Raw genomic sequence first — 15,263 nt, 5'->3', positions numbered from 1 at the left:
GATCAACTCGCTTTCCTGCGTGTCCGTTTGGGGTGCCCACCGGCCATTGGAATGTCACTTGGGGGACGAGTGGTGAGCATTCCCTGGTCGAGGGCTGATTGGAGTCGAATGCGGCCCTTCTCCGAGGCTGCATCGTTCTTGACGCCGTCCATCAGTTCGGCGGTCAGCTTCTCTTCTCCGGTGCGCATGGCCCGGTAGCAGCCTCGGGTGATCAGGGTCATGAGCGAACCGATGTGCCCGGTGCTGCGTGCGAAGAGATAGTCGGAGAGGTCCTTGGCAACCATGCCCGGCCAGGAGTTCGACAGCACGATGTTCTTTTCGATACCGAGCAGCAGTCGGCGCCAGTCGGTGCGGCCGGCCCGGCTCGATACCTCAAACGGTGAAACCGTCAGCAGCGTCCAGCGCCGGGCGGTTTGGGCGCGATAGGTCGAGTTGGCGGTCAGCCCCTCGGTCATCAGCCCGCGGGAACGGAGGTCGACGCCGACGAACAGGAAGGTGACAGGGAACTCGTTGGCAAGCGACTTGAAGTGGTTGACGATTCTCAGTCCGTCCTTGGTGCGCATGTTGAGGAAGTGGACGTCATCGACGATGACGAGTTGTGTTTCACAGGACAGCATGTAGCCAAGCGCCTGATCTGCGAATGTCTTTTCGGTTCCTGTTAATCCGGGGTGGCCGTAGAAATCGCAAAGCATCAGGTTGAGCATGCGCGGGGTCGTATTCGAGATCAGGCCGGCACGGCAGACGGGGATGCGGTCGTTGTCGTCCTCCGTGCGCGGACCGTACCGAGTCAGCAGAGTGCGGTGATAGTCGAATCCAAAGCTGTCCGCAATCGTGGTCTTACCGAGACCGGGAAAGGCGTCGATCGCCACCGCACCCTTCGCGTGACCGGTGTCTTGACGGTTGCTATCGACGATCTCCCACAACGATTCGTGTGCTGCGAGCAGTTGAGGAGTTGCCAGCGGCCCGATGTTCGCGTGCCAGTTTCGGCGTTGCTCGTCATACTCGAACCGCGCCTCGTTACCAAGACCGTTCAGCTTGCGTTTCGACAGAGCGTCCGGTCGCGGTCGTGGCGGTGCGTTTGCGCGGCGAAACCACCCTTCCTTTCGGCAGAGCGACGAGCGGGCGGTGGACCGACCTCGGGGTGCCATCATTCGAACTTCTCCATCGCGTCGACGTAATACTCGCCTTCACTGAGTTCCTCTTCATCGGAATCGATTTCGAGATCGTCATCTGAAACTTGTACGCCCATTCGCTCGAAGAGTGTGCCCATCGGTTCCTCGTCTGCGTCGCGGCTGTCCAGTTCACGCCGCAGCAAGCTCGCGTAGTCTTCCGACTGCTGCAGCGCGGCCTTGCGTTCGCGTCGATCACGCGTTGACGTCCGGCTCCACTTGGTCAGCAACTCGATGAGCGCGAGTCTGTCGTCCGGGAATCTGTCGGGCTCGCGCCGGGAAGCGAGCTGGCGGGCAATCTGGAGCGCGTCGATGCTGAACGGTTCCCGAATTGCGTCGGCGTGGACCCACTTGATCCGGTGCCATGTGTGGTGGTCGGGGTGTTGAAAGTAGATGCAGCTGATGTCGTTCGGGTCATAGCGAAAGGGGTACTTTCCCGCGTGGCGACCTTTGTAAGGGCTACTGACGTCGCTGAAGTAAGCGAGAACATCGTCGTTGTAGACGAGACTATGGAACTCGATTCCGTAGTGATTGATCTTGCGCCATTCAACAGGCAGGAAGTCGTATACCGAGTCCGGACTGGTGGGGATCCGGCGGAACCCAGCGCTCGCGATGCCGATCTGGTACATCGCAGCCGGCGAGATGTTGAGGCCAGGAGCGGCGGGAACGACAAGCCCTTCGTGAGGACGCTGGTGGTACACGTTTCGGACCCAGTCCCGGATGATCTGCTCGAGTTCGTCCACGAAGTAGAAGGCGCCCGACTCCGCGTCCTTGCCGCGCGAGTACACGTCGGGCCCCATGTAGCCGTCGAGGTGCTCGAGCAGGCCCTCACGCAGGGTACGGAACCACCGCTCGAGCGGTCCCTTGTCCGATCCCTTATAGAGCCGAACCGGCTGGATCGAGACTCCGAAGCGTTCGAGCACATTCCGGATGTGTTCGGACATGAAGACCCGGCCGTGATCGACGACAACAGTCTCGATCGGTATGACGGCACCGCCGTTCTCGGCAGGACTGGGATCTGTCGGCACCAACAGACACTCCGGAAATCCGATGTACGGCAAGGTGTTTAACTCGTCCTTCGCGCTTGGGCAGATCACTTCGTACAGCACGGAAGCCACTTCGGTGCTGCGCGTGGAGACCGGTTCGAGGCATAGACCACAGATGATGCGGCCGTATAGGTCCATGGCCGCCGTGAGCTCGGTGTTCACCCATCGATAGGTGACCTTCTCCATCGCATAGACGTCGAGGCGGGTGGTGTCGAGGAGGACGTACTCTCCCAGCCGGGTAGCCCAAAGCCGGCCATACACTCCCTCTGGGCGCAGGGCGATCTCCCGGCGCCCCTTCGAGCTACCTTGGAACATGTTGGTGCCCTTGGTGATCTCGTCCAGCGCACGGTATGCGGTCGTCCTTCCAGGAATCGGCACGACACCGGGGCTATATTCGGCAATCATCCGAGCCTGCACAGTCGTCAGCACATACTTCTTGGTGTGGGTGGCCTGAAATGACAGCTCACCGCTGACGGTCCGGCACATGTCGACCCAACGTTGGTCGAGGGAATCGAGCACACCCACCATCCGGGTGCCGCGGCCGTCTATGAGAGCGCCCGCGCCTTCCCGGCGATACGCCCGGACCCATCGACTAACCGTGTCCGGAGCAACAGTGAGCTCCTCCGCCTTCGCCCTGTATCGCACCGTCATCTCAGTGCCCGGCCGATACCAACTGCGCGGCTCTCCGGGCCGCGCGTCCACCGGATCTCCCGATCGGTACCCGGTGAGAACCTCACGGACATTGGCCACACGCTCGAGCCAGGCTGTCCGCTGCACCTCGGTCAAGTTGTCGACGGCTGCGCCAATCTCATCGCCCGGCACCAGTTGGCTGTCAACGAAACCGGTGTTCGGATCGTTGATCAGCTCAGCAATAGAAGTGACAACCGACGAGGACGCGGATCGGAGCTGAACACGGTCGGCGTGCAGCTCGACGACCGTCCATACGCGGCCGTCCCGCTGGATCATCGTTCCAACACGAACTGCTGCAGTGCTGACGGTCATCGCGCCTTCTCCAAAACCGTCTCGGACGATAGCGGTTCAGACAGGTCAGCACACAACGTGTGCGTCCATAGAAGATGGAGGATTGCGGATCGCACCTCTCGGCGATCCCACCGAGGACTTATCGCGACCTCAGTGGCGAGGAACGTACCCCCTGGTGCCGTGTGTTCCACCAGATCCAACAGATCCGTCGGGTAGTGCTCACGCCGGAACCCGGCAAGGAAGCGCACATTCGACAGTAGGGCCGGGTCCACACCTGACCACACTTCGTGGCGCCATCCCTGCGCAGCTAGTAACTCGGTCACCCACGCGAACGTTTCGCGCACCTTGGCCTTCTTCAGGGCCTCCTCTGTTTTGACGTTAACAACCGTGACGATCTGATCTGTGTGAATTAGGACGAAATCGGGGATCTGCCTGCGCAACTCGCCCTGGTGGGGCCAGGCGATCTGGAAGGGCTGCGCGACAATCGTCTCGACAGCCGGGTCGAAATCCGCGAGCAGGAGGCGGGCTAGCTCTAGACGCGAATCGTAGGGGACGTGGGCACGCATCGTGAGTGACCAGTACCAGCCAGGGAAACTCCGCTGCCCCGGATACCACGACAAAGACCGAATAGGGCGGGCAGCGGATAGCTCCGCGACACCGACGACATCGAGCGGCAACTCTGCCATCGAGCCGTCATCATTCAAGATCCGAATGACCGGACCGTCAATGCATGCAGTCACAATAACGCCTCGTGACTCCAATTTAACCACCAAACATCATCAGCGTCCACATTATAGAAACGAAAAGTCAAGCTTGTCGGTCTTGTCACGGCCTTGGCATTTGTTTGGCATTAATATAGCCTTCGTTTGGCACAAAATTGGCTTTCGTTTGGCATTTTGTCATTTGCGTGACCATGCTCTACCTAAGGGAGTTTGGTCAAGCCGTTGAAGACGATCACCGAGCCGCCCTCTCCGAGAGACATCCGTACACCTCGACCACTCATCCCTGGGATCGGATGGCGCTGGCACAGTCGGCCGCCGAACAGCCTCTCGATTCTGATGGGCTCGACGGATCGTCGAGCCCACCGACACACTGTCCAGTCGACGAGTCCGCTGGCTTCGGCGTCAGCCAAGGGGCTAGACAGGATTGTGTCCCAGGTCCAGTCGCTGGCCATAGCATCGGTGACGCTTCCAGATCGTCTGCCACGGACCGAGTTGGGCCGTACGTCGCGCGCGATCGCTGCCCAATACCCGTACACGATCCCGTCGACGACCTGACGGTTGTTGCGGAATGGGCGACACGGTATGGCCGCCGTGTTACCGGCATCCACACACTTCGCCGCGGAGGCTCGCCCATGCGCGCTTGAAATATCCGCTGCCCAAATCTGAATGGATTGCCAACCAGCAGCCGCTACCAAAAGCCCCGATAACCCCGGATTGCCAATATCAGCAACTACAATTTGCGGCCAGACACCAGAACCTTGACCATCCGGGGGCAGTCCCGCTCTCGCTAAACCAAGCCCGATTCGCGAAGGAACACGCTCGGGCCGTTGCTCTTCCGGCCCCAATTTGTCGCGTACCAACCGGAGTAGAGAACTTCGACCGTTTCTCGTGCTCGGGTGAACGAAACGTAGAACTTGCGTCGGTCCTCATCCCACTCTGCCGACCCGCGAGCGGAGCTGAAGAACGGTAGCTTGCCCTCCTCCAGCGCTGCGATAAAGACGTGGTCGAACTCCAGTCCCTTACTGGCGGACATCGTCGATATCTCGACGCGTCCGTCGCGCAGGCGAAGGCGGCCCAGGTCGCGCACAGAAGAGCTGGCCATCTCCCCAGAAGATCCCAAGGCCTCGCGCATTTGGTCGAGTTCGTTCGCGTCGTCCGATCTGAGAGCGTCCAAGACGCCAACGGACTCCATCACCGTCACGACGGCCTCTACGAACTCGCTCGCGGGCATGTCCGCCCCGGCAGCTAGGACAATGGCGACTACGTCATCGGTGCCTAGTCGTAGGGCTTCCCGGTCGCCGAGCTGCTGCCACTGGTCCAGAAGATCGCCCAGCTTGTAGCCACTGTCCTCGCGGCCGCAGGACGCCCACGCGGCGAAGGCCTCCAACATGATCGTCAGTGGAGTTGGCCCGTAGACATCTGCTCGCCAGGCAACCGGTATGCCGTGCCGTCGGAAAGCAGTGACGAGCTCGTCGCAGTCTGCGTTGGTCGGAGCCAGCACAGCAACCTCGTGCAGCAGGGCTCCGTCCGCCTGCAGCTCCAGGATCCGGCCTGCGATGTAATTCGCTTGCGCACTCAATCCATCGGGCTCGCATCGTGCAACGACAGATCCGCCACCTCGAATCGTCACGGCCTCGGAGCCGACGCCGCCGAGGATTCGCCGGCCTGCCGCCGCGATACGCGCCCCGCATCGGTAGTTGATGCGCAGATCGACCCTGTGGACGGGCTGGCGCTCGGCGAGCTCGAGCAGGAGCTCCGGTCGAGTGCCGGTCCATCCGTAGATGGCCTGATCTGGGTCTCCGACGGCGAACAGCGTCGTGCTGCCTCCATCAAACGACAGCGCAGTGACGATGCGGTGCAGCCCTGGCGCGAGGTCCTGATACTCGTCGACCATCAGGTACGGATAGCGGGCATGAAGAACCGTTCTTACGAACGGGTGATCCTCGACCAGTCGTACCGCCATAGCGATGACATCGTCGAAGTCGACAGAGTCTTTCCCCCGCAGCAGACGTTCATACTCAAGGGCGACCGCGCGAATGTCTCCACCTGTGGCGTTCCATCCCTCCTCGTTCAGGCACAGCTTGCGGTTGCGCCGGACCGTCGAGTCCACGTAGCGGGTCTCCGTTCGTGTGCCGAACACTCGACGGATAGCTTCACGCATCGCGGCATTGGCCTCGCCACGTGGCGCCAGCTTGTACGTCGACCACTCCGGGAATCCCGCTGCAGAGGCGAACGGCCGAATAATGTGTGACCAGGCAAACGAGTGGACTGTGCCGACGACGATTGTGCGTCCTACCGGCTGACCCAGGCGCCGGATTCGTGTTCGCAGTTCGGCTGCGGCCGGGTTCGTCAGCGTTATGCAGGGCACGCCGCGGCCCGGTGCGACGGCGTTGTTTGCGAGCCAGACCGCCTTTGTGGTCAGCAGTTTCGTCTTGCCACTGCCCGGTGGGGCGAGGACTACACAGTGACCGTTGTGTTGGAATGCTTCCCACTGCTCGGGGTTTGACTCTAGTTCGGCCATCGCCTGCCGCAGACCCGGCATGACTTACGGCTCCAACAGGTAGCCAAGTGCGGCGGCAAGATGTGCTGGCGGGTCAAGCTGTGTGCTCGCGAGCCGTTGAGCGAAGCGTCCCTTACCACCGATGGTCGAGATCATGTTGAGAAACTCCTTCGCCTCAGGAGTCGCATGCTCCCAGGCCTTCACGGTCACGAGGTCTTCAGCATCGTCGAGAAGGTCAGTCAGCACTGCAACGATCCCGGAACGGTTCAAGTCCGACACCACGATGATGTCGTGCTCGAACGTGGTCGCGCCGACGAAGATGGCGGCCGGGTCAGCGCCGGTTTGCTGCTCCAGCAACTGCTTGCGGCGGGCGCCGGTGACCTTGATGGTGGGATCGCCGTCAGTCAGCACTGCCCACGGGATTCCTAGCGCCATGCACAGCTTGATGTACGCGGCGAAGTGGGTTCCTCCGATGGCGCAAACCGAAATACCGACCTTGTCTAGGTCGATGCCGATTGCGCGCGCGAGGGAGGGGACCATGAGCTGCTCGGCCACGCCCTCGACGAGCAGCACCCGCCGGGCGAAGACCAGCTCCGAGCGAGTCGCGTCCAGGTACCGGTCGATGTCGTCCCACTCGTCCTGGATCAAGTCAGCCTGGGAAGCAGCGTGTGCAACCGTGCCGTCCGGTGTCGTGCGCAGCATGACGAGGTTTCTCGCCGAGGTCGCGCTCGCGATGTGGGGCGAATGGGTAGTGACGACTGTCGACCGGCTGACGTCATCTTGCTGCAGATGTTTGAACAGCAACCGCTGAAGATGCGGATGCAGGTGCGCCTCAGGCTCTTCGATGGCGAGTAGCACGTGCGCGACCTCCGCACTTTCCAGTCGTTGCTTCAACCGCAGCTCGAGCAGCGAGAAGTACAGAACGTTCAACGCGCCGAGGCTGGTGCTGGTGAGCTGCCGTTGAGCGGTGCCGTCGACGAGAAGCTGCATCGCCCGTATGAGCCTTCGCGGGTCCGGTGGTGCCGCAGCCAGGGTCGCTTCCAGTCCCTGATTCGCCCCGACTGCGGCTGAGGTGCTGGCAGAGATGTTCTCACTCAGCGTTACGAGCGGCCCGAGGTTGTTGACGGCGTCGTTCGCTGCCTTCATCGCGGCGCGGACTTTGTCGAGGTCGGCCGGGGCTGCGTTCTGGGACGCACCCTCTAGGAGTGCTCGAAGTGGCGAGCGACGCCAGCTCTTGACATCGCTCTCGACGTCGCGGAGGGCGTGCATGAACACGGTGATCAGACGATCGCGCACGTCTCCGGAGGAAATGGTCTGGTCGTCGGCGCCTCCGTACAGTCGCGCTCGGTAGACAACACCCTCATCGACCAGCGAATCTGGCTCCCACCTGTAGGTGAGCCGCGCCGTCAGCGGGCTTCCACTCACGAGGGCATCACCGAGAGTTGCGACGACGGAAGCTTCATCCTCGAAATCCGTGACCTCCAGGGACACCTCGACTGTCTCGCCGCTACTAGTCGGGTCTCCGTCCACGGTCGCGAGACCGTCCCAGAAGTCCTCCGGCTGCAACCGTCGCTGGTCGCCGGAAAGCGTGTTGTCGAGAACAAGACGCATCGCGTGCATCAGGTTGCTCTTGCCCGACCGATTCTCACCAACAATCACGGTGTGGCGAGTCAGCGGCACGTCAATGTCGACAAGATTGCGGAAGTTCTTGACTGCGATTCGGCTCAATCTCACCGAGACACCGTAGCCGCGACCTGCGGAGACCAGATGCAGAAGTCGTAAATGCAGGTAACTGTCGTTCAAAAAAGCTCACCCAAACTGCGGATCACATTGACCCGACCGCGACTTCTATTGGGGCAGGGCGACACCCGGCCAGAATTGAAGCTGGACTAGGCGAACGACTTGCGCGCGGCGAGCTGGGATACCAAGACCTCCGGCGATCAGTGCGTTTCTCGCCACTCGCGCATCACTCGGAGGTCTTCGCTTTGTGAGCTCACCATGCAGTCACCAACGTCCATGGTCAGTACAGGTAGCCGTCCAATCGACCGGCCAAGGCCCGTCAACGATGATTCGCTGGCTCGCCTCCACTTGATGCGGTGCACAGAGGTGCACTGCCCTTGGCAGTGGATTACCCAATCGAGACCGAAAGCGTCATATAGGACGGAACTATGGCAAGTAGCCGACTGATTTCTCCGGAAAACGTCATCTAGCTCCGGAACCTACAGGGGCCGCCACAACAAGCCACCGGTACCCCCGGATGGGAGCAAACCAGAAATTTAGGACACGTACCGGTCGGTCTGCAAGTTGCGGTCCGCGCGGCCTCGCCCCGGGCCGGCGGTTTCGGGGCAGGCGTCACCGGACCGTCCGCCTCCAAGCGGGCGTTCGATTCCGGTCAGGGGTGCCCTACCCTATGACCATGCCCGACCAGCGCAAACCCTCCTTCACGCAGTACCTCGGCTACCTGTTCGGCCGCACACTGCCCGACTCCATGCAGGACTGGGTCCGCAACGACCTGGTGGGCCCCGGCGCCTCGGTGCGCTACGTGCTGCGGTTCACACTGCCGCTGATCCCGCTGTTCCTGGCGTTCTACCTGCTCATCCCGGGCGAGCGATGGATCCCGCTGGCGATGATGGCGCTGTTGCTCTTCCCCGTGCTGTATTTCGCGATCGCGCTGATGAACATCTACCGCAGGCACCGGCTGCTCGCCCACGGCCTGGACCCGGAACTGCTCAACGAGAAGGCGCAGCGCCGGGTGGACAGCACCCGCGACGACTATGAGCAGCGCCACGGCCGCGGAGGGCCCGCGGCGAACTAGGGTGGATGCGTTCAACAGACGAAGGGAAGAACAGATGACTGAGCAGGTAGCCACCGCAGATCTGGCCGACGAGATCGGCCCCGACATCCGCAGCTGTGACACTCAGTTCATCCAAATCGGCGGTCGCGCAGTCTTTTCCGGCCGCATCACCACCATCAAGTGCTTCCAGGACAACCTGTTGGTGAAGCAGACCCTCGGCGAGCCCGGCAACGGCGGCGTGCTCGTGGTCGACGGCGACGCGAGCGTGCACACCGCGCTGGTCGGCGACATCATCGGCGGCAAGGGTGTCGCCAACGGCTGGGCGGGCGTGATCGTCAACGGCGCGGTCCGCGACTCGGCGATCCTTCGCACCCTCGAGATCGGCATCAAGGCCCTCGGCACCAACCCGCGCAAGAGCACCCAGACCGGCTCCGGCGAGAAGAACGTGCCGGTCACCTTCGGCGGCGTCACCTTCAACCCCGGCGAGATGGTCTACAGCGACGACGACGGCGTCGTGGTCCGTGCGGAGGACTGACCGCCCCACAGATCAGCGTGTTCGGCCCGGGTGCGACGAAGGTCCGCCCGGGCCGTTCGCGTTCAGTCGACGATGACGACCGTGTCCCCGACCTGCACGTTCTCGTAGAACCACTGCGCGTTCTCCGGGCTGAGGTTGATGCAGCCGTGGCTGACGTTCTCGTAGCCCTGCGAATCGACCGACCACGGCGCGGAATGCACGAAGATCCCGCCCCAGGTGAGCCGGACCGCGAACTCGGTGTCGATCCGGTATCCCTCCGGGGAATCGACCGGGACCCCGTACGTCGACGAGTCCATCACCAGGTACCGGTCCTTCTCGAGCACTTCGAAGGTGCCCAGCGGGGTCTCATGACCCGGCTTGCCCATCGACGCAGGCATCGTTCGGACCACCTGATCCCCGATGCTGACCGTGAATTGGTGGGTGGAGACGTTCGCGACCGCGGACACCGCGCCGCCCTGCGTCCGCACCATCTGGGCGGCGGATGCGGTCACGCCGCCGAATCCCATGTGCAGCACCATCATCACGATCGCCGCGACGATGATCCGAACCGCGTATCGAGACCTTCTGCGCTGTGGTGTTGTCCTCATCGCCGCGCCGCCCTTCGAGAAGACGTGACCGACCCATCCAGTGTGGCACCGCGGGACTCGTTGCAACAGTGCCCGGACCCCCGTCACGGGCGGGTGCCCGCGACGGGGTCGTGGGGTCTCCAGCTCCCCCTGACCCCCGCCACGGTCACCCATCACACGGTTACGAGCCGAACGGGAGGCCCGTCTTGCGACGCCAGGGCCCGGTGATCGCAAGGACGATTCCTGGCGTCTGGATGTTCGCGTACAGGGTCTTCCCGTCGGCGCTGAACGCCGGACCGCAGAACTCGCTGTCGTTCAGCTCGTTACGGGCGATCTGGAACGGCTGCCCGTCATCCGTCACGCCGATCAGGTGGCTGATGCCCTCGCCGTCCTCGGCGAGGATCATGCCGCCGTGCGGGGACACGGTGATGTTGTCGGGGCCGTCGTAGTTGCCGGTGTCGACGGACGGGTCCGGGTTCACGCCGAACAGGGTCTTCAGCTCGACGGTCTCGGTGGCGGGGTCGTAGAACCAGACCTGGCCGTCGTGTTCGGCGATGCTGCCGTCGCTGGTGCGGGCGAAGCTGGCGACGAAGTACACACCGCCGTCGCCCCACCACTGGCCCTCGAGCTTGCGGCTGCGGGTGACCTGGTCGTTCGTGAACTGCTTGCGCACCGACGTGGACTTCGCGTCGCGGTCGGGGACGTCGACCCACTGCACGCTGTAGCGGACGCCCGGCACGGTGGCCTGCGCCAGGTCCGGCACGTGGGTGCCGCCGGAGAGGCACTTCATCGCCTGCAGGCTGCCCGCGGTGTCCCCGCCGGGCGACTGGGCGAGGGCGTGCAGCGCGCCGCGGCCGCCGACGAACCCCCGCGGCGGCGTCCACCGGTAGTACAGGCCGTTGGGGCTGGATGCGTCCTCGGTGAGGTAGATGGCACTCGTCGCGGGGTCGACGGCGACCGCCTCGTGCGCGTACCGGCCGAGGAACTTCAGTGGGATCGGGCTCTTGCCGACGTTCGCGGCCTGGCCGGCCGGGTCGACCTCGAAGACGTATCCGTGGGCGAGGGTGAAGCCGTTCGAACCGGCGCGGGCCTCGGTTTCCTCGCAGGTGAGCCAGGTGCCCCACGGGGTGATGCCACCCGCACAGTTGTTCACGGTTCCTGCGACGCTGACGTACTGGCCCTGGCGCGCGCCGTTCGGGCCGACCGTGGCGGTGGTGGTGCCGCCGCGCGCACCCGGGTCGTAGGTGAGGCCGGCGACCACCGGGACACCGAAGGGCTCGTTGCTGCCGACCTCGTGGTTGGTCACGATGCTGGCACCGTTGCCGTTCGCGAACACGCCGTTCGCATCGGGGTCGCTCGGGACCGGCGAACCGTCGTCGAGCAGGGTCTCACCCGAGCGCGAGACGACCGTGTAGGAGAACCCCGCGGGCAGCGACAGGATCTTGTTGGGGTCGGGAACGAGCGGACCGTACCCGGCCGCCTTCCCCGGCACCGCGGCCGCGAGCTGAGGCCGGAACAGGGTGTCGACGCTTCCAGCGAGTGCGACGCCGAGCCCGGTGAGCGCGGTGCGTCCGAGGAACGCCCTGCGGTTGAGTGGTGAGGTGGTCACGTCCGATCCCTTCATCGATGAACAAACGATGACCGGACGCTATTCAGCGCATGGACGTACTTCGTGCATGCTTCGTGTCCTCCCCGTGAACCGGGAGGGAATTACTGACGCCGCGGGTTCACGTCCACGTCACGCGAGGCGAAAATCCAAGGATTCGCGGACAATTCGGACACGCCCACACGGAGCTACCGACCGCGCCGAGTGTGCAGTTGTCGGGGCATCGGCCGAGTGGGACGTGCGGCAGGTGCACACTCGGCGAGGTCAGCGCTGACGCAGGGAGCCCAGCAGACGGTCGAGCGTCGCCAAGGCCGAGTCCCGGTCCCGATCGGGGGTCTCCGACTGTGCCACCCAGAGCACCGCCTCGTTCATCGCACCGGACAGCAGGTGCGCGGCCGGCGCGGCGAGACCCGGACCGATAGTGCCCTCCGTCTGCAACTCGTCGAGCACCTCCTGCAGCAGGCGACCCGAGTTGGCCGCGTCGAGTTCGCGCCAGCGCTGCCATCCGAGCACAGCTGGCGCGTCGATCAACATGATCCGATGGATCCTGGGATCCGACCCGGCGCGAACGAACTCGTGGCAGCCCTCCACGAGGGCGTCCCACAGGTTCCCCGCCCCGGCCGCGGCGTGACTCACCCGCTCGGCGACCTCTCGCTGCACCTGGTCCACGACGGCATCGAACAGCCCGGCCTTGCTGCCGAAGTGGTGGTAGACCGCACCCCGGGTGAGGCCGGATTGCTTTGCGACGTCATCGAGTCCAACCGCGCTGAACCCACGGTCGGCGAACATCTCGACGGCCACCGCGAGCAGGGCTCGCGTTGTCGTAGCGGTCTGTTCCTTCTTCGACGGACTCAAGCCCACCCCTTCGATGACCCATTGATACGTACGCAGTGTATGCGTATGTTCAGATACATACATTGTGTACGTATCTATCTTGAACGGAGAGCTACATGGCCAAGACGAGCTTCTATCCGGTGATCTGCACGGACGCCGTCGGCGAGTCGGCGGACTTCTTCCGCCGCTGGTTCGACTTCGAGACGACGTTCGAATCCGATTGGTACGTAAGCCTTCGACGCGAACCCGACCTCGAACTCGCGATCCTCGACCACACCCACGAGACCATCCCCGACGGGCACCGATCGCGCGCGCAGGGCCTGATCCTCAATTTCGAGGTCGACGATGTGGACGCCGAGTACGAGCGGCTCGTGACGCTCGGGGGTCGCCGCGCGGTGCTCGACATCCGGACGGAGGACTTCGGGCAACGGCATTTCATCATCGCCGGTCCCGACGGCGTCCTGATCGACGTCATCACGCCGACCCCGCCCACCGCCGAGTTCGAGCAGCAGTACGTCGAGTAGGACCGGTCCGCGTTCAATTTTCATGGACGATGCCGAGCGGGGCGTGCCGTCCATTCGGGCGCCCCGCCGCATCTTCGGGGCCAAACCGTGCCATTGCCAGGGCCTGTCGCAAGTGCACCGATCGCGCGATTGCGCCGCGGACAGAATCCAGACGTGGTAGAACGTGTTCCAGTTTGAGCGTCGCCGGTCCGGCGTCGCCACCTGGAACGTGGCCGAGCAGGCCGCTCGCACGATGAAGGATCTCGATGCACTGGTACACCGGGAACACGGTCTACGACACCGTCCTGACGATCGCGTTCGCCTTCGCGGCGTTCGTCATCGTCGGCGGCTTCTTCGCCCAGAGTTCATACGGTCGATTCAGCTCGACCAACCTCGGGTTCAACCTCAACCCGAAGCTGGGCTGGTGGCTGATGGAGATCCCCGCGACGGTGGTGTTCGCGATCTTCTTCCTGACCGGCCCGAACCGGTTCGAGCCCACCTCGCTGGTGCTCGCCGGGATCTGGCTGCTGCACTACGCGAACCGCGGCTGGTTCTTCCCGCTGTCGATCCGGCAGGTCCCGGGCAAGCGCAGCACCTTCAATGTCTCCGTTATCGGCATGGGCATGCTGGTGACCTGCATGCACGGCTACCTCAACGGCGCCTTCTTCAGCCACGACTACCTGAACCAGTACGGAACCGAGTGGCTGACCGATCCCCGCTTCCTGATCGGCGTGGTGATCTACCTGGGCGGATTCGCGCTGCTGGTGTCGTCCGAGTCGATCGTGCGCAATCTCCGGGACAAGCAGAACCCCGGCGCGACCGAGTACAAGATCCCGTACGGCGGCGGGTTCCGGTTCGTCACCAGCCCGGCGTACCTCGGCGAGCTCATCGCCTGGGCCGGGTTCGCCCTGCTGACCTGGTCGCTGGCAGGCGTCGTCATCTTCCTGATCACCGCGGGCAACCTGATCCCCCGTGCCATCGCGACCCACAAGTGGTACCGCGAGAAGTTCGAGGACTACCCCACAGACCGCAAGGCCCTCGTCCCGATGGTGGTCTGACCGCCGAGCGTGCAGTTGTCGGGACATCGCCCGAGTGGGACGCCGACAACTGCACTCTCGGCCAAGGCGTGCGTCATCATTGGCCAGTGCGAGCCGCCCCGCGTCCGGAGATTCGTCTTCCGATCCGTCCACCGACCGACGACGAGTTCCAGATGCCGACAGCAGCGAAAGGAATCCTGCGCGCACGGAACTACGAGTTGATCCATCCCGTGCCGAACGTGTGCGTTGCACACGGACAGATCACGGCAGAACACCGCAGTACGCATTTTTCATCAGTGCCGGTACTGCCGTTCACGGGACCGGGCTATCCCCGATGGAAGCGCATCACTTGCTTCATCGCCTTTTGGCAAATTGTCGAGTGGAACCGCATCCGTGCGCAGTCACTGTTCCTCTGGGATGAGTGGCCGTTCTGCGATGAATGCCTGCTTCATCGACGGAAGCGCTTCGGATGCTCTCTGCTGGCGATCGTGGCCGGCGTGCTTCTGTTCTGCACGCTTTTCGCGCTCAGAGGTCGAGGCGAGGACGCGCTGATGACGATCGTCTTCTTCAGCTCAGTTGCCGTGTTCTTCGCAGGCCTGTTCACGCTTCCTCAGACCGACAAACTCGCGCACGGCCGCGTCGCCATGGACGGATCCGCTCTCATCGTGTCGAATCCACACCCCGACTTCGAGGGCGCGGTCGCTCAAACGACCCCCTAGCGCGAGACCCGCACGCTGATCCCACCGATCTCCACCACGTCGCCCTCGTGCAGCTGGCGGCCACGTCGGACCTCTTCCTCGCCGTTCACGCTGACCAGACCGTCGGCGATGACGGACTTGGCATCGGCGCCTGATTCGATCAGGTTCGCCAGTTTGAGGAACTGGCCGAGGCGGATCGACTCGTCGCGGATCGGTACATCTTGGGGCGCAGGCACTCGCTCATCATCCCCCACACCGACGGAGAACCCTTC

The 15,263-nt window shown here is 63.5% G+C and carries 13 protein-coding genes and 1 pseudogene; 5 read left to right on the top strand and 9 right to left on the bottom strand.

From position 1 onward, the window contains the following. Window positions 1-2: 2 nt before the first annotated feature. The 5 genes from ABIC28_RS07990 to ABIC28_RS07970 all read right to left on the bottom strand — a co-directional run bounded on the left by ABIC28_RS07990 (window position 3) and on the right by ABIC28_RS07970 (window position 8,221). On the bottom strand, window positions 3-1,151 hold the full coding sequence (locus ABIC28_RS07990; protein WP_354578278.1) for an ATP-binding protein: 1,149 nt from the start codon (window positions 1,149-1,151) through the stop codon (window positions 3-5). Next, complete coding sequence (locus ABIC28_RS07985) at window positions 1,148-3,217, bottom strand: Mu transposase C-terminal domain-containing protein (RefSeq protein WP_354578276.1); 2,070 nt, start codon at window positions 3,215-3,217, stop codon at window positions 1,148-1,150. Before ABIC28_RS07985 ends, ABIC28_RS07990 begins: the two co-directional genes overlap by 4 nt. Continuing rightward, window positions 3,214-3,936, bottom strand: coding sequence for a TnsA-like heteromeric transposase endonuclease subunit (locus ABIC28_RS07980; RefSeq protein WP_354578274.1), 723 nt, complete (start codon window positions 3,934-3,936; stop codon window positions 3,214-3,216). The genes ABIC28_RS07985 and ABIC28_RS07980 overlap by 4 nt, the downstream gene beginning before the upstream one ends. A 769-nt stretch (window positions 3,937-4,705) precedes the next feature. Then, on the bottom strand, window positions 4,706-6,460 hold the full coding sequence (locus ABIC28_RS07975; protein WP_354578272.1) for an ATP-dependent helicase: 1,755 nt from the start codon (window positions 6,458-6,460) through the stop codon (window positions 4,706-4,708). Window positions 6,461-6,463: 3 nt separating this feature from the next. Further along, window positions 6,464-8,221: an ATP-dependent nuclease gene (locus ABIC28_RS07970; protein ID WP_354578270.1), complete on the bottom strand. Its 1,758-nt coding sequence runs from the start codon at window positions 8,219-8,221 to the stop codon at window positions 6,464-6,466. 613 nt (window positions 8,222-8,834) lie between these two features. Here ABIC28_RS07970 and ABIC28_RS07965 point away from each other — a divergent pair. Beyond that, entirely contained in the window at window positions 8,835-9,233 is a 399-nt protein-coding gene (locus ABIC28_RS07965) for a DUF5313 family protein (RefSeq protein ID WP_354578268.1), read from the top strand. Window positions 9,234-9,267: 34 nt separating this feature from the next. Continuing rightward, window positions 9,268-9,747 (top strand): ribonuclease E activity regulator RraA, encoded by a 480-nt coding sequence (rraA, locus tag ABIC28_RS07960; RefSeq protein ID WP_097210705.1) that lies wholly within the window; start codon window positions 9,268-9,270, stop codon window positions 9,745-9,747. A 62-nt stretch (window positions 9,748-9,809) separates the two neighbouring features. Here the strand turns inward: rraA and ABIC28_RS07955 are convergent. From ABIC28_RS07955 to ABIC28_RS07945, 3 genes and pseudogenes are all read right to left on the bottom strand, one after another. Continuing rightward, a pseudogene (locus tag ABIC28_RS07955) lies at window positions 9,810-10,238 on the bottom strand (L,D-transpeptidase); the annotation flags it as partial. A gap of 256 nt (window positions 10,239-10,494) precedes the next feature. Beyond that, entirely contained in the window at window positions 10,495-11,922 is a 1,428-nt protein-coding gene (locus ABIC28_RS07950) for an alkaline phosphatase PhoX (RefSeq protein ID WP_354578266.1), read from the bottom strand. Window positions 11,923-12,183: 261 nt separating this feature from the next. Next, window positions 12,184-12,774, bottom strand: coding sequence for a TetR/AcrR family transcriptional regulator (locus ABIC28_RS07945; protein ID WP_097210901.1), 591 nt, complete (start codon window positions 12,772-12,774; stop codon window positions 12,184-12,186). 95 nt (window positions 12,775-12,869) lie between these two features. On the opposite strand from ABIC28_RS07945, the gene ABIC28_RS07940 reads away from it, so the two are divergent. From ABIC28_RS07940 to ABIC28_RS07930, 3 genes are all read left to right on the top strand, one after another. Next, the gene (locus ABIC28_RS07940) at window positions 12,870-13,277 is read left to right on the top strand and encodes a VOC family protein (protein WP_354578263.1); all 408 of its coding nucleotides are present in this window, start codon (window positions 12,870-12,872) and stop codon (window positions 13,275-13,277) included. A gap of 245 nt (window positions 13,278-13,522) precedes the next feature. Further along, on the top strand, window positions 13,523-14,314 hold the full coding sequence (locus tag ABIC28_RS07935; RefSeq protein ID WP_097210709.1) for a phosphatidylethanolamine N-methyltransferase family domain-containing protein: 792 nt from the start codon (window positions 13,523-13,525) through the stop codon (window positions 14,312-14,314). An 86-nt stretch (window positions 14,315-14,400) separates the two neighbouring features. Continuing rightward, window positions 14,401-15,012: a hypothetical protein gene (locus ABIC28_RS07930; protein ID WP_354578261.1), complete on the top strand. Its 612-nt coding sequence runs from the start codon at window positions 14,401-14,403 to the stop codon at window positions 15,010-15,012. On the opposite strand, the gene ABIC28_RS07925 is transcribed toward ABIC28_RS07930, so the two are convergent. Then, complete coding sequence (locus ABIC28_RS07925; protein WP_097210711.1) at window positions 15,009-15,227, bottom strand: RNA-binding S4 domain-containing protein; 219 nt, start codon at window positions 15,225-15,227, stop codon at window positions 15,009-15,011. The two genes, ABIC28_RS07930 and ABIC28_RS07925, sit on opposite strands and share 4 nt — an antisense overlap. Between the last annotated feature and the right edge of the window lie 36 nt (window positions 15,228-15,263).

The sequence above is a fragment of the Rhodococcus sp. PvR044 genome, from assembly GCF_040548995.1.
GTDB classification, from domain to species: Bacteria; Actinomycetota; Actinomycetes; order Mycobacteriales; family Mycobacteriaceae; genus Rhodococcus_G; species Rhodococcus_G oryzae.
Note: the sequence above shows the minus strand (reverse complement) of the source record. Positions and strands in the feature narration are given on the sequence as shown.